The following is a 24,471-nucleotide window of genomic DNA, read 5'->3' as shown; positions in this document are numbered from 1 at the left end:
CGGGACAACCGCACCGCCGGCCGCCCGTCCGGCCAGCTCCCACACCGCCGCCCGCACCGGCCGAGTCAGACGAACCGTCCGCCGCTGGTAACGTTCCACAACACCCAGGCATCTGTTCACGAAACGTGATGCAGCAGTTCAGTGTTGAGCAGGCCAGCCGCCGAACCCGCACCCGCACGACAACCGCCCGCCCGTCTATCGGAATATCGGCGAGAGTCCGTTCGTGATAGCTGTGCACCCCGGCCTGACTCCGCGCCCGCAAGGAATGCGTCCCATTCCGCAGCAACGTAGGTCAGCGTGGCTCAGCCTCCTGTCCACTGGTTGTCGGGTCGGCCGAATTCCTAGGTGGGCGAAGTCGACTCGAACCCGCCACGGTGGCGGGTGTGTCAGCGATGTCAGTGCCCGCTGCAAGACTCGGGGACATGAGATGGGCGGTGGCGGAAACTGGCGAGGGCGGTGCCCGGCTGTGTCCACTCGATCAGGACGGTCGGCCCGCGGGGGCGGTGCTGTGCGAGTCCTCACTCGCCGAGGCGGTGCGTTCACGCCCAGAGGTCGATCGGTGGGTCTGGCGATCGACTGCCGAGATCTATCGGCACTTGCTGGCGGCCGGTGTGCGGGTCGACCGCTGTTACGACGTGGAGGCCGCGGAGGCGCTACTGATCGGCCACGAGCAGGGCCAGTCGGGACAGGCCCACTCGTTGGCCGCCTCCTGGGCACGATTGCACAATCTGCCTGTCCCGCCGGACGCGCCCGTACGGGCCGCCGAGACCCAGCCGTCCCTGTTCGAGTCGGGCCCGGTGCCGCTACCACCCGGCACGGACGAGTTCACCGCGCTGCTGGAGGTCTACGCGGGACAGGTGGCCCGCACGTCCGAGACCGAATATCCGGAGCGAATGCGGCTGCTCCTCGCCGCTGAATCGGCGGGCATGCTGGTGGCCACGGAGATGTCCCGAGCCGGGATCCCCTGGCACGCGCACGTCCACCGGGAGTTGCTCGACGTTCTGCTGGGTGAACGTATTTCGGGCGGAATGGAACCGCGCCGGATGGTGGAGCTGGCCGACGAAGTGTCGCGTGCCTTCGGGGAAGGCGTGCGGGTCCGGCCCGACCTACCCAACGACATCATCAAAGCCTTTGCCCGCGTCGGGATCTCGTTGTCCTCCACCCGAAAATGGGAACTCCAGGAGATCGATCATCCTGCGGTAGCGCCACTGTTGGCCTACAAATCGCTCTACCGCCTGTACACCGCCCACGGCTGGTCCTGGCTCGAGCAGTGGGTACACGAGGGCCGCTTTCGTCCCGAATACCTGCCGGGCGGCACGGTTACCGGCCGCTGGACCACCAACGGCGGCGGTGCCCTGCAGATCCCCAAGGTGATCCGTCAAGCGATACGAGCGGACCCGGGATGGCGCCTGGTGGTCGCCGACGCCGACCAGATGGAGCCACGCGTGCTTGCTGCGATCTCCCGCGATCCGGGGCTGATGGAGGTGGCCGGGCGCGGCGAAGATCTGTACGCGGATCTGGCGGTCCGCGCCTTCGGTGGCGATCGCGCACAGGCCAAAGTCGCACTATTGGGCGCCATTTACGGCCAGACCTCCGGGGATGCCCTCACCCACATGGCCGAACTTCGTCGCCGTTATCCGGCCGCGGTGGCGTATGTCGACGATGCGGCCAGTGCTGGTGAGCAGGGCCGCCTGGTGCGCACTTGGTTCGGCCGCACCTGTTCGCCGCCCGCCGCATCATCCGACCAGGAGCAGCAGTATTCCGACGGGTATGGCAACACCCCCGCGGCGCGTGCTCGTGGCCGCTTTACACGAAACTTCGTCGTGCAGGGTAGCGCCGCCGACTGGACGCTTCTGGTGTTGGCGGGCCTGCGTCATGCGATGACCCGCGCGGGGCTGCGCGCCGAACTGGTCTTCTTTCAGCACGACGAGGTCATCGTGCATTGCCCGGCGGAGGAGGCCGCAACGGTCGCCGAAGCGATCGCAACCGCGGCAGAGACCGCCGGCCGGATCGCCTTCGGGCTGACACCGGTGCGGTTCCCTTTCACGACTGCGGTGGTGGAGTGCTACGCGGACGCCAAGTGAGGATGCGCGGTGAACCGCGCGACACATCCGCAGCGCTCCGCCATGTAGCGCCTGTCCATGACACGTCTTTCGGGCAATCGCACCATCCGGCAAGGCATACGCTGCTGGAATGATCGAGATCGGTTCGAGAGCACGGAATTTGCCCGCGCCCCCACGCACGGTCTGGAAATCATTGGCGCAACCCCGACAGCCCCGGACTCGCCCCTGGCTCAACTTGCTCCCCGACGAAGTCGAACCCACGATCTCGAGTGCCGACGAACCCGCGACAGTCGTGTGGTCCTCATTGTGGCCCAGCATTCCCGACGTTCAGGTGCGCTTGGACCTGACCGCCGACGGGAGTGGGGGCACATCGCTGAGGTTCACTCTGCTCGCGCAGGACGAACCGGATCCGAGTAAGACCGGGCACCTCCGCCGCCGCCTCAATCAAATACTCTTCGCCGATCTCCGTTACTCCTACGGCCAATGAACCACCATGCCCGCTCACTCCGCTTCCCGGCTGATGGCCTTGGCCGCGGTCGTCGAAGCTATCCGGTCAGTCGCGGCCTGACTTCGCACAGACCCGCTTGACGGTGTTGTCATCGGGTCCTCAACGGCCTCGCCACCACCTCTCAGGTGGGAACACCCGTGATATTGCTGAAGGCCGCCGTCCCCGAATAGCCGATCAGAAAGCCGACGAGCAGTCCACCCCAGAAATCCTCCACCGAGATGAATGCCTGCGCGTCCGACTTCCGCGCGGCGAACACGATGGCGGCTCCGCTCAAGATGACGGCGAGCACCAGCGCCCCCATCGACGCCCCGCCTCTCGCCCCGAAAAGGACGTCGAAGGATTTGGCGTCCTGCAGGGACCTCCCAGCCGACCCGATGATCCCGCCGATCACCCCACCTGTGATGACGGCCCACAACGCGGCCTTCACCTGCACAGTGGAGGCCGTGGTGTTCGAATAGAGTTGCTCGGAAACGGCCTCCATGCCCTCCTGGCGCCCGTCTCTTCCGACCTGCTCGGGCTTCGGCGGAGTTGTGCTGTAGATAACCGTCATCTGCAGCTTGTACTGAGCCGGAATGAAGAACGGGCTCCTGGCGCTGCCGAGCCTGATCGTCCATACATCCGTGCACCCGGGTTCGAGCGAGGCTCCCTTCGGCAACGACCCCTGCAGCGGGACACGCTCCGGCCCCACGCTCCCAGCGTTGAGTCTCTCGATATGGATGCGCCCCTGGCCCTCGGCGGCGAGGATCACGTTTCCCGAGGTCTGCGCGTTCTCGATGTAAATGGAGGCGTCTCCGCCGGCTTCGATGACCGACCCGACTTCGAGCTGCGACCTCCGCAGGATGGCGTCTAGCGCCTGCAGCTCACTCCTGATCTCGGCTTCTCTCGCGTGCTGATCAGGATTGAGAGCGCCAAGTTCGGCCGACAGGTGATTAATGCGCTCCTTGATCGATCGGATCTGCCGCCGGGCCGCTATGGCCGATCGCCACCAGCGCTTCCTGGTGGCAACCGTCTCATTGAACTTCGCCGACGGACGCCATTTCAGTTGCGTCGGAAGGCTCAGTTCGACCGAGCGGATCCAGATCCGGGACGGAAAGGGGTTCTTGACGTGGAGGTAGAGAGTGAAATCGGTGCCGGAATACACCTCCGGCACCGAAAGGTCGACGCTGAGGTCGAGAAGACCGAACTGCCCGCTGTCGGGACCGTCCCCGTTCTGCATCCGGACATGCTAGGCCAGGCGGAGAAGCCCTGTCCGTCAATGTACGCAGATGCCCATTCGCGTAGACTCTTCGGGAACGGGCGGAATTCTCCCGAGCGAATCGCGGCGTCGCCGACTTGGCCATGAAAGCACGAGAATCGTTGTAGTACACAACATCCTGCGTTACCGCGTTGCGCGCTGTTCGGACCGGCCACGCTGCTGCCGACTGGATGCGCCGAAAGGTCAACCCCTCCAGAGAATCCCAGGGATGGGTCTTCCGTATCGGATGGGATCGTATCCCCGGCCCCGGTGGGATTATCACATCGTTGTTCAATCGATGCCTGGAACATCGAACGCCACTCTGCGCCAATGGGTCTCGTCTGTGATCATCAACGGAACCGGTCGGCCGTCCCTGGTGCACTCCGAGATCGTTCAGATGCCATAGCCTCCAGCAGGTTCTCGGCGTGTCCAGGTGGGCTTGCTGCCACACTGGGCGGGTCAGGCCGATTCCAGCCGGTCGGAACTGCACGAGTGCCCGGCGCCGAACGTATGGATGGAGTGTGATCGCATGTCGCAGAATTCGAATCACCCCGGTGGCCGCGGAGAGGACGCCGTACTGCTCGCGGCCGGACTCGCGGATCTGGCACTGAGCCGGGTCGGGCCTGCGGTGGACCGGCTTCGGGGGCTATTGCGGCGGTCGGACCTGGCGGGGCTGGCGGGTGAGGTAGAGACGGATCTGAAGGCGCGCGGACGGCTTGCGCTGGACCGGTATGCCACTGTGCCCGAAGCGCATCTGGAAATCCTCGCCCGGCAGGTCGTGGCGCGACGTGGCGCTTCCGGCGATGTCTGATCGCTACGATCCGGGCGCCTTCAAGGCTCGCGTCGATGCCGCGCTGGAACAGTTCGTCGGGCAGGAGAGCGACCAGTTCCTGGCCATCGACCCGCAACTGCGGCCGGTAGCCGATCAGATCGTGGTGGCGACCACGCACGGCAAACGGATGCGAGCGGCGTTCTGCTACTGGGGTTGGCGGGCGGCCGGACAACCGGATAGTGACGCACTCGTGCGGGCAGCGGCGGCAATGGAATTGGTGCACGCGGCGGCGAGTGTGCACGACGACATAATCGATGACAGTCCGCTGCGGCACGGTCTGCCCACCGCGCACGTCACGCTGCGGGAAGCGCTGCGGGATCGGCCGAGCTCCAAATCGTCCGCCCGGGCGCTCGCGATGCTGGTCGGGGATATGTTGATGGCATTGGGCGGACAGCTTTTCGTCGCCAGCGGCCTGCCCTCGGCGTACCTGTCGCGGGCGCGGCCGCTGTGGGCGTCGCTGGCTCGGGAATTGATCGCGGGGGAGTGCCTGGAAATCCTTTGCACCGGTGCGGCACCGGACATCGCCGAGTCGTTGAAGGTGGTGCGATACAAGACCGCGAAGTACACCGTCGAGCAGCCCTTGCTCATCGGCGGCGCACTGGCCGGCGCTCACCCCCGGCTGCTGAAGGCGTTCTCCGCGTATGGATTACCGCTGGGTGAAGCGTTTCAACTGCGCGATGACCTGCTCGGCCTGTTCGGCGATCCGGCCCGGACCGGTAAGGCGAACCTCGACGATCTCCGCACTCGACGCCCTACCGCCCTGCTCGCCGAGACCTGGCAGGCCGCCGACCACTCACAGCGTAAACAATTGCGGCGCTTGTTGAATCGACGCGACGCCAGCGATGACGATCTGCACGAAATCCGCGATTTGATGACCCGTGTCCGGGCTCCTGCCCGCATCGAAGCAATGATCACCGCGCGGGTCGAGGAGGCCACATCCGCACTGGGCGGCGTCGACGTTGCGGCACACGCCGCCCGAGCACTGACCGAACTCGCCCACGCGGCGACCGCACGCCGGCATTAACCCTCGCGTGATAACCAGGAGCCCAGATGACCTACACCGAAACGTCATTGGATGCACTGCGGCAGTACGGCGACGAAATCGCCGATGCCACCGTGGCCACGCTGTTCGAACACGGCGAGGTGGGCAAGTTCAACACGCTCATGCGCTATGTCTCCACCGCGGGCGCGCCCCTGCCCGACGGTCTGCCCGACGTTGCCCGGGACTATCTGCACGAAACCTCTGCTCCCCCAGCATGGGTGGACTGGGACGAGATGGAGAAGGCGAGGCTGTTCTTCATCGATAACAACGTGCACATCTCCACCGCACTGTCTTTTGCCGCGATGCCGGCCTGCTACGTTCTGCCGCCCGTCGCGAAACTGCTGTCGGCCACGCATTCGCTGGAGTACCCCTCCAAACGCATGGCCGAGACCGGGCAGTTCACCGTCTACCTGATGCAGCCCGATGCCTTCGAGGCAGGCAGCCGTTTCATACCCGCGGTCCAGAAAGTGCGGTTGCTGCACGCGGCCATCCGTCACCACCTCTCCCAGGAAAACCGATGGGACACCGACATATTCGGCACTCCCATCTGTCAGGAGGACATGATCGGCGGCCAGCTGCTGTTTTCCCTCCTCGTGCTCGACAGCCTGCACCGACTGAACATCCACATGAGCGTCGACGGCGCGGAGGCGTACTTCTACGCTTGGCGTGTGGTCGGTGCCATGCTCGGCGTCGACCAAGAGCAGGCACCCAAGGATGTGGAGTCCGCGCGGCAATTCCACGACCTCTATATGACCCGCCATATGGGCCCCAGCGACGAGGGCGTCCGCCTCACCCGACAGCTCATCGACCTCTACGAAGAAGTCGTACCCGGCACCTTCTTCGACCCTATCGTCTCCGCACTGATCCGCTACCTCGTCGGAGACACCTGCGCCGACTGGCTGCAAGTGCCGCGCACCGCCTGGGATACCGCCGTCAAGACCGCGCCCACCCTGCTCGGAATCCTGGAAACGATCGAGGACAAATCCCCGTTGGGCGCTTGGGCCCTCGATCGCCTCGGCCACTTCACCACCCTGTTCGAACTCAGCTCCCTCACCCGCGGCCGCGTCATGCAGTACGCCATCCCGGACCATCTCAAGCCGGAGTTCGGTGTTTCGTCCACACTTTCGCGCTCCCGCCGCTGGACACCCCCGGCCGTCTCCATCACGACCTGACACACGATTCAGTACGTGCCAGGTGGTCGCCCAGGCTCGATACCGGCTCCATCCGTGTTTGTGCGTACTCGTGCAGCGCGCCGCACTCCTGATGCATACCGCACCGGCGCATGCAGAAACCCCGGGAACCCTGATCGCGGAGTACCCGCTACCCGACGGCAGGCGCGGGATATCCAATGCCGATGGGGCAGTGATCGAGTACTGGATGCGCGGCTCGAATGAGACGACCCAGCCGGCTAGCGGAGCGCTGTACATCCCGGCCGGTACCCCGCCGCCGTCCGGTTGGCCGATCATCGCCTACGACCAGCCCGCATCCAATCCGGCCTGGCCACCGGTAACCCATGAGTCCGCAGGGCGAGGGTCCGTACCGCAATCCATTGATGTTCGCGTTGTAGAGATCGGTCCGCAATTCCCCGCCGGTAGCGATCGACACGATGAAAGCTCCTCTCGGACAGGCGGATACAGAATTCGGACGGCAAGCGATGTTACCGAACAGCGGACAGGCACGGGGTCAGTGCTGGTGTCGGGCACAGTATTCGAGTCCCGCGCTCTCGATGATCCACTGCTTGGTGGCCCGGCCTTTGGCGGTGCGTTTCACCCTGCAGACCGTAGCGATCTAGTCGTCGACTACCCGGTTCCAGGCGGGCCTCCAGGTCGCGGCGAAGATAGCTATGATTCAGCAACTGGTGAGTGCTCTGCCTCGGACGGAAGCCCTTGTGACGTCGTGGCGCCGCTGCCTGTGATTTGATAGGGCACAAATGCTCCAAAATCGATTCCTTCGCGCTTTGTTCGACACTGGTCCGCCAACGGTGTGCCGGGATCCAGCCGGGTTCGTGGGTTTCGGCACAACCTGCGGGCTCGATGCGAGAGGAACGTAGTACTCGAATGGATGGGGTTCGTCGCAGTGTTCGGGGTCGAATTCGTCGCAGATCGAGTAGCCCGCTCTTCGTGCAGTTGCTGCTCGCCGCGGTCGAATCCGCGGCCGACTCGATTGCGATCAGCTACAACCCGACCGGCGAACCGGCTGATCAGTGCGAACTCACCTACACGGAGCTGGACGAGTCGTCATCGCGACTGGCACGGGAACTGATCGATCGGGGCGTGGGCCCCGGTGACATCGTTGCCGTCGGCTTCACCCGCTCGATCGAATCGGTACTGGCCGTATGGGCTATTGCCAAGACCGGTGCGGCCTACGTGCCGGTCGATCCCACCCTGCCGCCCGAGCGCAGCGCATACATCATCGCCGACTCTCGGGCGGTACTGGGGCTCACCAACTCGACGCATCGCTCGCGGCTCGGCACCGGGATCGACTGGCTCGACATCGATGATCCGTTGCACCGGGAGCGGATCGCGGCACGACCCGCACATCCGATCTCCTACGTCGATCGGGTGCGCACACCGACCGAACAGCATCCGGCCTATGTCATCTACACCTCCGGCTCCACCGGTCGCCCGAAGGGCGTCGTGGTGACCCATGCAGGTCTTGCGATGTTGGTCAACGCGCAGCGAGAGCGCTATGCGGTCGATGGCGATTCGCGGGTGCTGCACGTTTGTTCGCCGAGCTTCGACGTATCGGTGCTCGAGCTGCTGCTGGCCTTCAGTTCCGGCGCGACGCTCGTGGTGTCCCCGCCAACGGTGTTCGGCGGCGCCGACCTCGCCGACCTGTTACGTCGTGAGCGGGTCACGCACATGCTGATCACGCCCGCGGCGCTGGAGTCGGTTGATCCGGTCGGACTCGACGCGTTGCGGGTCGTGGTCGTCGCGGGTGATGCGTTCGGCCCCGGGCTGGTCGAGCGGTGGGCGGTCGCGGGGCGGTCTTTCTACAATGCTTATGGGCCCACCGAGGTCACCATTCTCGCCACTGGTAGCGCCGAGTTGGTGCCTCGGCAGCCGATCACCATCGGCACCGCCCTCGCGGGTGTCGGCGCGGTGGTGCTGGATTCGCGGTTGCGGCCGGTACCCGCCGAGGTGACCGGCGAGCTCTACCTTTCCGGTCCCGCGCTGGCACAGGGCTATCTGGGGCGGGCGGCGCTCACGGCGGAACGATTCGTGGCCAATCCATTCGGTGGGGAAGCCGGTTCCCCTGGTGTGCGGATGTATCGCACCGGCGATCTGGTGCGGCGCCGCATCGCCGATGGCGCAATCGAATATCTCGGCCGCTCGGATTTCCAGGTGAAGATCCGCGGCTTCCGTATCGAGCTCGGTGAGATCGACGCCGCACTGACCGATCACCCCGATATCGAATATGCCGCGACGCTCGGCAAGGTCGCGCCCTCGGGCGCGACCGTACTGGTCTCCTATGTGCTGCCGCGGAACGGCATTTCCATCGATGCCGGAGAACTCCTGCGCTTCGCGGGAGCCGCATTGCCCGGCCATATGGTGCCTTCGGCAATCGTTGTGCTCGACGCGATCCCCTTGACCTCCAATGGAAAGCTTGATCGGCAGGCGTTGCCCGAGCCAGTGTTCGAGGCGGCGGTGTCGCGTGCCCCGGTGGGCGCCGTGGAATCTCGACTCGCCGAGTTGTATGCCCAAGTGCTCGGTGTGCGGGTCGGGGCGCAGGACTCGTTCTTCGCCGCCGGTGGAGACAGCATTCTGTCGATCCAGCTGGTGTCGCGGGCCCGTGCGGCAGGGATAGTGTTCACCCCCCAGGATGTGTTCGAGCAGCGCACCGTGGCCGGGTTGGCGCGGGTCGCGGTGGTCGGTGCCGAGCCCGTGCCGAGGCTCGCGGAGTTTCCCGGCGGCGGTATCGGGGAGATTCCGCTGACGCCGGTGCTGGCTGCCTATCTGGCCGGCGGGAGGTCGTTCGGCCGGTTCACCCAGCACATGGTGCTCGCACTACCCGAGCATATCGACCGAGCCGGTGTGGTGGCCACGCTTGCCGCGGTACTGGACCACCACGACATGCTGCGCGCACGGGTGTGGTCTGCCGACGGGCGATGGCAGCTCCGAACTCTGCCGCCGGGTGCGGTGGACGTGGACGCGCTGCTCACTCGGATCGACCTGCCCGCGGGTCTGAACATCGATGAGTTGTGCGGAACTGCCAGTGCGGCAATGGATTCCGCCCTCGAAACGCTCGATCCGGCGTCGGCCCGGATGATCGCGTGCACCTGGCTGTCTCGACCGGACGGCCGGGATGCGCTGATCATCGCCGCGCATCATTACGTGATCGATGGCGTGTCGTGGCGCATTCTGATCTCGGACTTGGTGACCGCGTGGGCGCAACGCGATGGTGGGCACCGGATCGCCCTGCCCGGCGTCGGCACGTCGTTTCGGCGGTGGGCGCACGGTCTGGTCGAGGCGGCCACCGCCGCGGACCGTACCAGCGAGCTGTCGTACTGGCGGCAGGTTCTGGCCGTCGCTGATCCGCTGCTGGGCACGCGGGCACTCGACCCGGGCGTCGACACCGCGGCAACGGTGCGGCATTTCACCGTCGCAGTGCCGGCCGAGGTCACCCATGCGGTGCTGACCGAGCTGCCGATGCTGTACCGGGGTGGAGCCAACGACGGTCTGCTCGCGGCATTGGCGCTGGCGGTGCGCTCATGGCGGGCGAAAAGAGGTGTCGATGCCGCGGCGACAAGAGTACGGCTCGAGGGGCACGGTCGTGAAGAAACCGCCGTTGCCGGCGCCGATCTGAACCGCACTGTCGGCTGGTTCACCAGCATGTATCCGGTGGTGCTCGATCTGTCCGGCATCGACGCCGATGCAGCATGGGACAACGGCGACGTGACCGCGGCGATGCTCAAGGCGGTGAAGGAGCAGTTACTCGCGGTGCCGGATAAAGGCATCGGTTTCGGCATGCTGCGTTATCTCGACACCGAGGTCGCGGATGAGCTCGACGGCGCGTTGGGCCAGATCGGTTTCAACTATCTCGGTCGGATTTCTGCGGGCGACTTGCCGGAAGGGCTGACGGATCGGAGTTGGCTGCCGACCGCCGACTGGGGCGCACCGGAGGCCGACCAAGATCGGGCGATGCCCGCGCCCGCCGTGGTGGATATCAACGCGATCGTGACCGATACCGACGCAGGCGCGCAGATGAATGCGTCGTTCGCGTATGCGTCGGAGATCCTCGACGAGGCCGCCGTGCGGGAGCTGGCCGAGTACTGGGTGGCCGCACTGACCATGCTTGCCGGACATGTACACGATCCCGCGGCCGGTGGCCTGACGCCGGCGGATGTCCCGCTCGTGCGGATCACCCAGGGTGAGCTCGATATCTGGCAGCGCGAGCACCCGGGACTGGTCGATGTCCTGCCGCTGTCGCCCCTGCAGCTCGGATTGCTTTTCCTGATACAGCTTTCGGACGATTCGGCAGATCCCTATCTGCTGCAGTTGGCGGTCGAGTTGTCCGGCGTGATCGATCTGGATCGCCTGCGTCGGGCGGCGCAAGCGGTGCTGGATCGGCATATGATCCTGCGGGCCGCGTTCGGTACTTCGGCCGAGGGCACCCCGGTCCAGATCGTTGCCGAGGGTCTGGCGGTCCCGTGGCGGATCGTCGACGTACCGGACACCGATCCGGCGTCGCTACTGGCCGCCGAAGCGCGCCTCGGATTCGATCCGACGGTGGCGCCACTGCTGCGATTCACGGTGTATCGCACGGACTCCGGACGCGTACATCTGGTATTGACCGCGCATCACATTCTGTTGGACGGCTGGTCGATGCCGTTGCTGATGAAGGAACTACTGGTTTCCTATGCGGCCGACGGTGATTCGACCCTTTCGAGCGACCCGCAAGCAGTCGCTACGACGCCGCTGCCGCGAGTCAGGCCGTATCGGGACTATCTCGCCTGGCTGGCGCGATACGACCGGGACGCCACCATGCAGACGTGGCGCGAAGCGCTGGCAGGTCTGACGCCGACTCGGCTGGCCGCGACCATGCCGCCGCCCGCGACGACCGCCGATGGCCACGGGGTTTGCGCCGCCGATCTGTCACCCGCGGAGACAGCGGCGCTGCTGAGGTTCGCCGCCGCGACCGAGGTCACCGTCAATACAGTGGTCCAGGCAGCATGGGGTCTGGTGCTCGCGGCCTGTGCCGGTGGCGATGATGTCGTGTTCGGCGCGGTGGTTTCCGGGCGGCCGCCGCAGGTCGACGGGGTCGACGAAATGGTCGGCCTGTTCGCGAACACCATCCCCGTTCGGGTTCGGGTCGACTCCGATGCGCCGGTGCGGCAAATGCTGATTCGGCTTCAGTCCGAACAGGCTTCGCTGCTCGACTGTCATCACATCGGGTTGGCCGATATTCAGCGGGCCGCTGGTGCTGGTGAGTTGTTCGATTCTCTCGTGGCCTTCGAGTCGTATCCCGTCGACACCGATGGTTTGCGGCAGGCCCAGGGGACGATCGACGGGCTGGAAGTCGTCGATCTCCAAGGTGGCAACTTCACCCACTATCCGGTGGCTGTCCAGGTCGAGATGGGCACCCAACTGCATGTGCGGGTGCAACATCGGCACGACATGATCACCACCGCGACCGCGCAGGCGCTCGCCGACCGGTTGCGGGTGCTGATCGGTGCATTCGTGGCGACGCCCGAGCGCACGCCGGCGGAAATCAATCGGATCTTCGATGAGCGCAGCGATCTGATCTCGCAGACGCGCTACTGGCGCACCGCGCTCGAGGGGCTGCCGGATGAGCTGAACCTGCCCACGGATCGCCCAAGGCCTGCGGCGTCCTCTCTTGCGGAGTCCGGCGTCGAGTTCGAGATCGGTGCGGATCTGCAGCACCGACTACACCATGTCGCGCGGACACGTGACACGACGGTGTTCACCGTCGTACACGCGACCTTCGCGGTACTGCTTGCGCGACTATCGGGTACCGATGACATCGCGATCGGCACCCCCGCGGAAACGAGCGGATCGGTCAACACGCTGGTACTGCGCACCAGAGTGCCAGGTGAAATCTCCTTCGACGATCTGCTCGCGAAGGCGAAAGACATTGCCCTACAGGCATTCGCACGAGCCGACCTGCCCTTCGACGGGTTGGTGGCATTACTGGATCCGGTCCGGTCGGATGCGCGTCACCCGCTGGTACAGACGATGTTGTCCGCCGGTGATCGGACTCCCGTCGCACGCGGGTCGCTCGATCTGTCGCTGCACATTCGGGAGAACCGAGACGGTGCGGGCATCGCCGCGAACCTCTCTTTCGCGTCCGATCTGTTCGACCGGCGCACCGTGGAGGTTTTCGCCGAGCGATTCCTCCGGCTGCTGGCAGCCGCGGTAGACCGCCCCGGGGACCCGATCGGTGACCTGCCGTTGCTCGGCGACGACGAACTGGCCCTGCTGACCCAGGTCCACGACGATGATGTGCGGTCGCCCCGGTTGCTGCCTGATCTGCTGACCCGTGGAGTCGCCCTGGGGCGGGACCGGGTTGCGGTGCGATACCAGGGTCGGTCGATCAGTTATGGCGAACTCGACGAACAGTCCTCGCGGTTGGCGAGAGTCTTGATCGATCGGGGTGTCGGTCCCGAACTGCCGGTCGCGGTGTCGCTGCCCCGTTCCTACGAGATGGTGCTGGTAGCAGTCGCGATCGCCAAGGCCGGTGGTGCGCACCTGCCGGTCGACCCGGCTCATCCCGCGGATCGGGTGCGGCACATGTTGACGGACTCTGGTGCGGCCCTGGGCATTACCGGGTCGGACTATGTCGACCGGTTACCCGATGAGGTGGATTGGCTGGTGCTGGATGCACCGGCGACCGCGGTGTTGTGCGCTGGCAAGTCCACCGACACGGTGACCGATGGCGAGCGGATTGCGCCGTTACGGACGCAGCATCCGGCCTACGTGATCTACACCTCGGGCTCGACGGGCTTGCCCAAGGGGGTCGCGGTAACCCATGGCGGGTTGAGCGGTTTGGTCGAACATTCGGTCGGTCAATACCGCCTCCAGCCGCACCATCGGTACCTGCATGTCTGTTCACCGAGTTTCGATCCGTCGGTGATGGAATGGATGTGCGCGTTCTCGGTCGGGGCGAGGTTGGTGATCGTGCCGTCGACTGTCCTGGGCGGACCCGAACTCGGTGAGTTGCTGCGGACCGAGAGGGTGACGCACACGATCATCACCCCCGCGGTGCTCGGCACGGTCGACCCGGCCGGTGTGGACCAGATGGAAGTGCTGTTCGTGGGCGGGGATGTCCTGACCCCGGAGCTGTTGGCCAAGTGGCAGCCGGGCCGCCGGTTGTTCAACGCCTACGGTCCGACCGAGGCGACGGTCATGTCGTCGAATGTGGAACTGGTTGCGGGGCAGCACATCACGATCGGTAAGCCGATTCTGGGTAGCTCGGCGTTCGTGCTGGATTCGCGGTTGAATCCGGTACCGCCCGGGGTTGCGGGTGAGCTGTATCTGGCCGGTGCCGCGTTGGCTCGTGGCTACTGGAACCGTGCCGGGTTGTCCGCGGATCGGTTTGTCGCCAATCCCTGGGGTGGGCCGGGTTCGCGGATGTATCGCACCGGCGACCTCGTGCGCTGGTACGCGGCACCCGAGGATCGGGCGGGGAATGTGGCCCTTCCGTCGGCGGATTGGCAGCTCGACTATGTCGGTCGCGCTGATTTCCAGGTGAAGGTCCGCGGTTTCCGTGTCGAGCTCGGCGAGATCGATACGGTGCTCGGCCGGCATGGCGATATCGATTTCGTGGTCACCCTGGGTCGTGAAATGCCAGGTGGTGCAACGGCGTTGGTGTCGTATGCGCTCGCGGCGCCGGGGCGGGTCGTGGATCCGGTCGGGCTGCGAGAGTATGCGGCGGGGATTCTGCCTTCGCATATGGTGCCCGCGGCGATTGTGGTGCTGGACCGGATTCCGTTGACTTCGAATGGAAAGCTGGACCGTAAAGCGTTGCCGGAGCCGGTGTTCACGTCGACGGTGTCGCGTGCTCCGGTCGGTGCGGTGGAGTCGCGCCTTGCCGAGCTCTTCGCGCAGGTGCTGGGTGTGGAGCGGGTCGGGGTGGACGATTCGTTCTTCTCGGTCGGTGGTGACAGCATCATGTCGATCCAGTTGGTGTCGCGGGCCAAGGCAGCGGGGATGGTGTTCACCGCGCGAGATGTGTTCGAGCAGAAGACAGTTGCTGGGTTGGCTCGTGTTGCCGTGGTCGGTGACGAGTCGGCGGCGGTGGTGTTGGCGGAGTTGCCCGGCGGTGGTGTCGGCGCGGTTCCGCTGACACCGGTGCTTGCTTGGTTCCTCGCCAACGGTTCGTTCAGTCGGTTCGCCCAGAGCATGGTGCTCGGCTTGCCGGAGGGGATCGATCGCGCGGGTATGGTGGCCACTGTCGGCGCGGTGCTCGATCATCATGATGTGCTGCGCTCGCGGGTGTGGCAGGTGGACGGGTCGTGGCGGTTCGAGGTGTTGGCGCGTGCTGCCGTCGAGGCCGATGCGCCGGTAGCCGAGGTCGAGGTGCCCGCTGGTGTCGACCAGGCCGAGCTGAACCGAATTGCCAACGCGGCCATGGATTCCGCGTTGGCCGCGTTGGATCCCGCCGCGGGCCGGATGATCACCTTCACGTGGCTGCGCAGGCCCGATGCGCGCGATGCGGTAGCCGTCGCGGTCCATCACTATGTGATCGATGGTGTGTCGTGGCGCATCCTGATCCCGGATCTGGTGCTGGCGTGGGCGCAGCGCACCGCCGGGCAGCCGGTGGCATTGCCCACCGTCGGCACCTCCTTCCGGCGCTGGGCGCACGGTTTGGTGGAAGCGGCCGCCACGGCCGACCGTGCCGCCGAGGTCGGTTATTGGCAGCGGGTGTTGGCCACGCCGGATCCGCTGCTCGGTGCGCGTGCCCTGGACCCGGTCGCCGATGCCTTCGAGACCAGGGGCGTGTTCGATATCCGGGTTCCGGTCGAGGTCGCCGACGCGGTGCTCACCAAGGTTCCCGCGCTGTACCAAGGCGGTGCCAACGACAGTCTGCTCGCGGCGCTCGCGATGGCGGTGCGTTCTTGGCGGGCGCGGCGCGGTATCGATGCTCCGGTCACTCGGCTGCGGATCGAGGGGCACGGTCGCGAGGAAGACGCGGTGCCCGGGGCTGACCTGACCCGCACTGTGGGCTGGTTCACCAGCGTCAGTCCGGTGGCTATCGACCTGTCCGGGATCGACACCGCGGCCGCCCTCGCCGGTGGCGAGGCGACCGCCGCGGTGCTGAAATCGGTGAAGGAGCAACTGCTTTCCGTGCCGGATCGAGGCATCGGTTTCGGCCTACTTCGGCATCTGAATCCCGATACCGCCGACGCGCTGGCCGGTGATCTCGGGCAGATCAGCTTCAACTACCTCGGCCGCGTCTCCGCCGGTGCGGTGGCCGACGGTCTGTCGGATGCGGGCTGGTTGCCGACTGGAGAACTGGGAGCCATTGCCGCAGAGCCGAATCCGGACCTCCCACTGTCCGCGGTGATCGACATCAACACGATCGTCAGCGATACCTCGGACGGCCCGCGGATGGTGGCGTCGTTCACCTTTGCCGCCGCGATTCTCGACCAGGCGGCGGTGCGCGAGCTGGCCGAGGACTGGCTGGCCGCGCTCACCGCGATTGCCGCCCACTCGACGGATCCGGCTGCCGGCGGTCTGACTCCGTCGGATGTGCCGCTGGTGCGAGTCGCCCAGGTCGAGTTGGACCAGTGGCGGCGGAACCATCCTGGATTGTCGGATGTGCTGCCGCTGTCGCCGCTGCAGGGCTCGCTGCGGGTGCTTATCGAGCTACTGGACGGTTCGGTCGACGCCTACATCATCCAGCTGGCGGCGCGGCTGACGGGCGAGCTGGATATGGGTCGGTTGCGCCGAGCCGCGCAGACCATTCTGGACCGGCACGCGAACCTGCGGTCGGCCTTCGTACCCACGGTCGACGGGACGCCGGTGCAGCTGGTGGTGGACGGGGTCGAGGTGCCGTGGCAGATTGTCGACGGCGTGTCCGATGCCGAGCTGCCGGACCTGCTGGTTGCCGAGCGCCGCCGCGGATTCGATCCGGCGGTGGCGCCGCTGCTGCGGTTCACTGTGTACACCACCGACTCCGGACACTCGGGGATGGCAGACGGCGGAGTCGGCGGGGTGGGTAAGCACAGCCACCTCGTGTTGACCGGACACCACATCCTGCTCGACGGCTGGTCGATGCCGTTGTTGATGAAGGAGCTCCTGGTCCTGTACGCGACCGGCGGCGACACAGCACTGCTCGCGCCGGTACGGCCCTACCGCGACTACCTGCGGTGGCTCGCGCAGCAAGACCGGGAGGCCGCGGTACGCGCCTGGTCGGACGTGTTGACAGGCGCCACCGCCACCATGCTCGCCCCTGAACTGGCGTGGCCCGCGGCAGCCGGCGACGGGTTCGGCCTCTGTGAATTCGATCTGTCGACCGCACAGACCTCGGCGCTCACCGCGTACGCGGCTACGGCCGAGGTCACCGCCAACACGGTGATACAGGCGGCGTGGGGTCTGGTCATCGCCGGTAGCACCGGACGCGACGATGTCGTATTCGGCGCGACCGTCTCCGGCAGACCACCGCAACTCGACGGCATCGGCGACATGATCGGCCTGTTCGTGGATGCCATCCCGGTGCGGATCCGGTTCGATCGGGATACGACGGTGCGGGCCCTGGTGGACAGGTTGCAGGCCGAGCAGGCGTCGCTGCTGGAACATCACCACATCGGACTCGGCGCGATCCAACGCATCGCCACCCCGCCGTCTACGCAAGCTCCGTCGGCCGCCGTCCCGCCGTGCTCACCCACCCCGCCGACTACGCAAGCTCCGTCGGCTGCCATCCCGCCGTGCTCACCCACCCCGCCGACTACGCAAGCTCCGTCGGCTGCCATCCCCCATGGTGAACTGTTCGACACCATGCTGGTCTTCGAGTCCTACCCAGTCGACGCCGAGGGGCTGCAGCAGGCCAGCGGCGCCATCGACGGGTTGCGGATCGAGGAAATGCGCGGGGCCGATTTCACGCACTATCCGATCACCGTTGTCGTCTTCCTGAATACCCGCACGCTGGTGCAGGTGAAGTACCGGCGCGATATCGTCGCCGACGCGACAGCGCAGGCCGTGGCCGATCGGCTTCGCCGCGTGCTCGGCGATCTCCTCGCGACACCGGACCGTACCGCGGCCGATACCGCGCTGCTGTTCGACGCCGAATTGGACGACCCGATCACCAGGTCCCGGTACTGGCGCACCGCATTGGCGGGCCTGCCCGATCGGCTGGAGCTGCCAACGCAGCGGCCGCGCATCGCGGTGCGGTCCGATGTCCGTGGGCGGGTGGAGTTCTCGGTGCCGAACGAGGTGCACCTGGGTTTACGACGGCTTGCGCGCACGGCGGACGTGACATGGTCCGCGGTGGTGCGCACGGCATTGGCGGTAGTGCTCGCGCGACTATCAGGCGCCGACGACATCGCGATCGGGACACCGATGCCGGGCGGCCACCGAGCCGAGCTGGTACTGCGTACCCGCGTGGATCGGTGCGCTCGCTTCGTCGACCTCCTACCGGACGCGCACCAGGATGAACTGCAAGGTTTGGCGCACGCCGGTATTCCATTCGACGAGTTGGTCGATCTGCTGGGAGCGCGGCGGTCGCCGGGTCGGCATCCCCTGTTCCAGGTGGCGCTGTCGTTCGAGAGTCCGTCGGATGCGGTCGGGGATCTGGCACTGGCCATCTCGGCCGCCGATGGTGACTCGGCCCAGATGCGCGGCGAGATGTCTTTCGTGCGTGATCTTTTCGATGACGGTACAGCGGAAATGTTTGCCCGGCGGTTCGTTCGGGTGCTGGCGGCGATCGTGGACCAGCCCACGGCGCGGGTGAGCGATCTGCCGCTGTTGGCCGACGACGAGTACAAGTGGCTGACCCGGATGGATGGCGGCGCCCCGGTTGCCGTCGGGCTGCTGCCGGATCTGCTGGCCCGGGGAGTCGATTTCGGGCGTGATCGAGTCGCGGTGCGCGACGCGGGGCGGGCGTTCACCTACGGTGAGCTCGACGAGCTGTCGTCGCGTCTGGCGCGCGTACTGATCGATCGAGGTGTCGCGCCGGAGACGGTGGTGGCGCTGGCGATGCGACGTTCGTACGAGATGATCGCCGCGGTATGGGCGGTTGCCAAGGCGGGTGGCGCGTATCTGCCGATCGATCCGACCTATCCGGTGGACCGGGTGCGGCACATGGTGGCCGATTCCGGTGCGGTGGTGGGCATTACGGTCGCTCGGCAGGCCGGTCTACCCGACGCGGTGGACTGGCTGGTGTTCGATGATCCTGCCGTGCTCGCTCGCTGCGCCGCCCACTCGGCGGCCGCGGTGACCGACGCGGACCGTCGTGCGCCGCTGCGCATGTCGCATCCGGCCTATGTGATCTACACGTCGGGGTCGACGGGATTACCCAAGGGGGTCGCGGTCACCCACGCCGGGCTCGGCGGACTCATCGGCCACACCGTCGACATGCTCGGACTCGGGCCGGAACATCGGATGCTGCATGTGTGTTCGCCGAGTTTCGACCAATCGGTCGAGGAGTGGTCCAGCGCCTTCTACAGCGGCGCCACCCTGGTGATCGCCGCACCGGAGATCGTCGGCGGCACCGAACTGCATGACCTGCTGTGCGGCGAACGGGTGACGCATACGATCATCACCCCGGCGCTGCTCGGCACTGTCGATCCTTCCGGCCTGGACAACTTGGAGGTGGTGTCGGCAGGTGGCGAGGCCACCACTCCCGAACTGCTGGCCAGGTGGCAGCCGGGTCGCCGCTTCATCAACGGATACGGTCCGACCGAGGCGACGATCGGCGCCACCTATACGACTCTGCTTGCGGGACAACGGGTCACGATCGGCCGTCCGGTACCCGGCGGGTGGGCGGCGGTGCTCGATGAGCGGTTGCACCCGGTGCCCCCTGGTGTCACCGGTGAGCTGTATCTGGCGGGCCCGGCACTCGCGCGCGGCTATCACGGGCGTTCCGGCTCGACGTCGGAACGTTTCGTCGCGAATCCGTGGGGTGCGCCGGGCGACCGGATGTACCGGACCGGCGATCTGGTCCGATGGGTCGAGGTACCGGATGCCGCAGCTACCGGCTGGGAGTTGGAGTACCTGGGCCGCACGGACTTCCAGGTCAAGATCCGTGGCTTCCGCATCGAGCTCGGGGAGATCGACGCGGTGCTCGCCGCACACCCCGACGTGGACTACGTGGTGACCCTGGGGCGCGAAAACCCCAGCGGGGCCACGATTCTGGTGTCGTATGTGATGGGCCGGGCGCTGGATCCGGATCAACTGGTGCGGTGGGCAGCACGGAGCCTGCCGTCGCATATGGTCCCCGTGTCGGTCGTGGTGCTCGACGAGGTCCCGTTGACCGCGGTCGGCAAGCTCGACCGAAATGCCCTCCCCGAACCACAGTTCGCGGCGCGCACCTACCGGGAACCGTCGACGGTAACGGAGCGGGCCGTAGCCGACGTCTTCGCCGAAGTGCTCGGCATCGAGCGGATCGGCGCCGACGACAATTTCTTCGAGCTGGGCGGCAATTCGCTGCTCGCCACGCGGGTGACAGCTCGCCTCGGCATGGCGGTGGATGCCCGGGTTCCGGTGCGTGTGCTGTTCACGGCGCCCACCGTTGCGGGTTGTGCGCGGGAGGTGGCGCAGCTCACCGGTTCCGGGAGTCGCCGCGCCCTGGTGGCAGGCCGACGGCCGGACCGTATTCCGCTGTCGCCTGCACAGCGGCGGATGTGGTTTCTCAACAGGTTCGATACCGAGTCGACCGCCTACAACATTCCTGTCGCGATCCGCTTGACGGGCGATCTGGATATCGCTGCGCTGGGCCAGGCCTTCACCGATGTCGTCGTGCGACATGAGATCCTGCGGACCGTGTATCCGCAGCCGGGGGTGGGTGACTCGGGTGCAGCAGATCCGGTGCAGGTCATCCTGGCGCCCGGACACTCCGACGTGCCGCGGCTGGAGGTCCGGACCGTCGGTGCCGCCGAGGTGGAATCGGCTGTACTGGAACTGGTTTCGACGACTTTCGACGTGACTGCCGAGGTGCCCGTCCGCGCCGTGCTGTTCCGGGTCGCGGACGGCGAATTCGTGCTGGCCATGGTCGTCGATCACATCTCGGGTGATGGCTACTCCGGTGGTCCGCTTACTCGTGATCTGGCGTCGGCATACGCGGCTCGTGCGCTGGGGCAGGCCCCGGATTGGTCGCCGCTGGCCGTGCAGTACGCGGATTACACGGTGTGGCAGCGTGCGTTGCTCGGCACCGAGGACCAGCCGGGGTCGATGGCGGCCGAGCAGATCGCCTACTGGCGGTGGGCCCTTGCCGACCTGCCGGATCAGCTGGAGTTGCCGAGAGATCGGCCGCGTCCGGCGGTGCAGTCGTTCGCGGGCGGCCGAGTGGAGCTGCGCATCGATGCGCGTGCGCATGCGGCGCTGGCGGGGTTGGCACGGGCCGAGGGCGCGACGCTGTTCATGGTTGTGCATACCGCGTTGGCAGTGCTGCTGGCCCGATTGTCGGGCACCGACGATATTGCGATCGGTACACCGATAGCGGGTCGGGGCGAGGCGGTACTGGACGATCTGATCGGTATGTTCGTCAACACCCTGGTGTTCCGTGCCCGGGTGGATGCGGGTGTGGGTTTCACGGAGTTGCTTGCGCGGCAACGTGATATCGACGTCCAAGCGTTCGCCCATGCCGATGTGCCGTTCGAGCGGTTGGTCGAAGTGCTGAATCCGGTGCGCTCGACGGCGCGACACCCGCTGTTCCAGGTGGGGCTGTCGTTCCAGAATCTGGCCCCGGCCAGGATGGAGTTGCCGGGCTTGACCGTCGCGGAGTTGGCAACGGATCGACAGCTGTCGCAGTTCGATCTGCATGTGATCGTGGCCGACAGCTACGACGAGGACGGTGTGCCGACGGGTATCGGCGGCTTCTTCACCTACGCCACGGACCTGTTCGACGAGTCGACGGTGCAGAGTTTCGTGGAGCGGTTCGTGCGGGTGCTGGATGCCGTGATCGCGGATCCGCAGGTACCGGTCGGTGCGATCGATCTGCTCGCGGCCGAAGAAAGTGCACGGATCCTGACGGCGTGGAACGACACCGCGCACCAGCTGAATACGGCCACCACACTGGTGGTGTTGCTGGACGAGACGGTCGCTGCCACACCAGAGTCCACGGCACTGGTCGCTGCCGATGGCACTCGGATCACCTACGGTGAACTGGATGGACGCGTGAACAAGGTTGCGCGGTACTTGATTTCATTGGGTGTGGGCCCGGAGTCGCGGGTGGCGTTGGCTATTCGGCGTTCGGTGGATCTGGTCGTCGCGATGTATGCGGTGAGCAAGGCCGGTGGTGCGTACGTGCCGGTCGATCCGGATCAACCCGCGCAGCGGACCGACTACATTCTGGGGACGGCGGCACCGGTTTGTGTGCTGACGAATGCCGATGCGGGTTTCGGGACCTCCGCTGCGCCGGTGGTGCTGCTGGATCGACTGGACCTGTCCGCGGTGGACGCGGCCCCGATCACCGACGGAGAGCGGATTGCGCCGCTGCGCGCCGAGCACGCGGCTTATGTGATCTTCACGTCGGGTTCCACGGGTCGCCCAAAGGGTGTCGCGGTCTCACACGGTGCGATTGTCAATCAGTTGGTCTGGAAGACAGCGCAATTCGGTTTGACTGTCGATGACGCGGTGTTGTTGAAGACGGCGGCGACATTCGATTTGTCGGTGTGGGAATTCTGGTCGGCCGCGGTCTGCGGCGGCCGCCTGGTGATCGCTGCGCCGGATGGCCACCGCGACCCGGCGTACCTGAACGAACTGATGACACGTGCGGGCGTGACCACGCTGCACGCGGTGCCGTCGATGCTGGACGCATTGCTGACGGGTCGGCTGCCGGACTCGTTGCGCCGGGTGCTGGCCATCGGCGAGACCCTGCCTGCCGCGCTGGCGCGCCGGTTCGCGGCGGCGGCGCCCGAGGCGTCGCTGCACAACCTGTACGGCCCGACCGAGGCGGCGGTGTCGATCACCAGCCATCAGGTGGGCCGGTTCGATGAACCGGTCGTGCCGATCGGCGGGCCGGCGTGGAACAGTCAGGTGTACGTGCTGGATTCGCGGTTGCGGCCGGTTCCGGTCGGCGTCGCGGGTGAGTTGTACTTGGCCGGAGTGCAGTTGGCGCGGGGCTACTTCGGTCGCGCTGACCTGACGGCGGATCGTTTCGTCGCCAACCCGTTTCAGCCGGGTGCCCGGATGTATCGCACCGGTGATCTGGTGGCATGGAATGCCGACGGCGAACTCGACTATCGGGGCCGTACCGATTTCCAGGTGAAGATTCGTGGCTTCCGAATCGAACTCGGCGAGATCGACGCGGTACTGGCCGCCCATGCGGAAGTGGATTTCGCCGTCACGGTCGGCAGGGAGAATTCCGCTGGGGCAACGGTTCTGGTGTCGTACGTAGTGGCCGCCCCGGACCGGATGATCGAGCCAGATCGGCTGATCCACTGGGCCGCGCGGACCTTGCCGTCGCATATGGTGCCCGCAGCGATCGTGGTCCTCGACGACGTCCCGTTGACCCAGGTCGGCAAACTCGACCGCGCGGCGCTGCCGGAACCGGAACTCGGGACCCGCGCCTACCGCGCACCGACGACAGCGCTGCAGACCATGGTCTGCGAGATTTTCGCGGATGTACTGTGTCTCGATCGCATCGGATTGGATGACAACTTCTTCGAACTCGGCGGAAATTCGCTGATCGCGACCAAGCTGACGGCTCGGTTGAGCGAGGCGGTGGCCCAAACGATTCCGGTGATGTGGGCGTTCACCGCCCCCACCCCGGCGGGCATCGTCGCGGAGTTGCGTGCGCGCGGCGCAGAGGGTGCCGGTGCCGACGCGGCATTCGATGTGCTGTTGCCGCTGCGGACCTCTGGCACCGCTGAGCCGCTGTTCTGCATCCATCCGATCGGGGGCATCGCGTGGTCGTTCGCCGGGCTGGCAGCCCACCTCGATGCGGATCGGCCCATCTACGGACTGCAGTCACCCGCACTGGGTTCGGCGGCCCCACTGCCGGATTCGATCGAGGATTGGGCGCGGCTATACGTCAAACACATTCGTGCGGTGCAACCGGCGGGTCCCTACCACCTGCTCGGCTGGTCACTCGGCGGTGTGCTCGCGCATGCCATGGCCGTCCAACTCCAGGACGAGGGCGCGCAGGTGGCGCTGCTGGGCATGATGGACAGTCGACTACTCGACACCGCCGCCGAATCCACTCTCGCGGGGATCGAGGTAACGGCGCCGGAACTGCTCGGTGGACTGCTCGGCGATCAGGCCGCGGAATTCGGCCTGGACGAAACCGTGGAGTTGACCCAGCTGGCACAGCGGTTGAGCACGCTCCCCGAGCCGTTCGCATCCTTCGGGGCCGCGCGGATCGAACGGGTCGTGAGCGCAGCTATCGGTTCGGCGGCTCTCAGCGCGGCATATCGTGCGCGTTCCTTCGACGGGGACGTCGTCTACTTCACCGCTGCCCACGACGATCCGACGGGCTCCGTCGGCGCCGCGACCTGGATGGCCGCAGTGGCGGGTTCCGTGCACAACCATCCGATTGCCACGACGCACTGGCGGATGACCACCGATGCGGCGCTCCGGCGTATCGCGGAGGTCCTGCACGAGTGGTTGTGACGCGAGAACCACCCTCCTGCGGCCTGGGCGCAATGCGCGTACGCTTAGTTGCCTACACCTA

Annotated in this window: 6 protein-coding genes and 1 pseudogene; 5 read left to right on the top strand and 2 right to left on the bottom strand. The window is 66.3% G+C overall.

Features of this window, described 5'->3' with window-relative positions; genetic code table 11:
- Positions 1-21 precede the first annotated feature (21 nt).
- Positions 22-238, bottom strand: a pseudogene (locus OG874_RS15975) (ISL3 family transposase); the annotation flags it as partial.
- 184 nt (positions 239-422) lie between these two features.
- Here OG874_RS15975 and OG874_RS15970 point away from each other — a divergent pair.
- Positions 423-2,084 carry a bifunctional 3'-5' exonuclease/DNA polymerase gene (locus OG874_RS15970; RefSeq protein WP_330255928.1) on the top strand — a complete coding sequence of 554 codons (1,662 nt, stop codon included), beginning with the start codon at positions 423-425 and terminating at the stop codon, positions 2,082-2,084.
- A 608-nt stretch (positions 2,085-2,692) separates the two neighbouring features.
- Here the strand turns inward: OG874_RS15970 and OG874_RS15965 are convergent.
- Positions 2,693-3,787 (bottom strand): hypothetical protein, encoded by a 1,095-nt coding sequence (locus OG874_RS15965; RefSeq protein ID WP_330255927.1) that lies wholly within the window; start codon positions 3,785-3,787, stop codon positions 2,693-2,695.
- 547 nt (positions 3,788-4,334) lie between these two features.
- Between OG874_RS15965 and OG874_RS15960 the strand changes: the two genes are divergently transcribed.
- From OG874_RS15960 to OG874_RS15945, 4 genes are all read left to right on the top strand, one after another.
- A complete protein-coding gene (locus OG874_RS15960) occupies positions 4,335-4,616 on the top strand; it encodes a hypothetical protein (RefSeq protein WP_330255926.1) in 282 nt (93 codons plus the stop codon).
- Positions 4,609-5,661 carry a polyprenyl synthetase family protein gene (locus OG874_RS15955; protein ID WP_330255925.1) on the top strand — a complete coding sequence of 351 codons (1,053 nt, stop codon included), beginning with the start codon at positions 4,609-4,611 and terminating at the stop codon, positions 5,659-5,661. Before OG874_RS15960 ends, OG874_RS15955 begins: the two co-directional genes overlap by 8 nt.
- Before the next feature lie 26 nt (positions 5,662-5,687).
- The gene (locus OG874_RS15950) at positions 5,688-6,851 is read left to right on the top strand and encodes an oxygenase MpaB family protein (protein ID WP_330255924.1); all 1,164 of its coding nucleotides are present in this window, start codon (positions 5,688-5,690) and stop codon (positions 6,849-6,851) included.
- A gap of 948 nt (positions 6,852-7,799) precedes the next feature.
- The gene (locus OG874_RS15945; RefSeq protein WP_330255923.1) at positions 7,800-24,410 is read left to right on the top strand and encodes an amino acid adenylation domain-containing protein; all 16,611 of its coding nucleotides are present in this window, start codon (positions 7,800-7,802) and stop codon (positions 24,408-24,410) included.
- The last annotated feature ends 61 nt before the right edge of the window (positions 24,411-24,471 follow it).

Source organism: Nocardia sp. NBC_00565 (assembly GCF_036345915.1).
Lineage (GTDB): Bacteria > Actinomycetota > Actinomycetes > Mycobacteriales > Mycobacteriaceae > Nocardia.
Note: the sequence above shows the minus strand (reverse complement) of the source record. Positions and strands in the feature narration are given on the sequence as shown.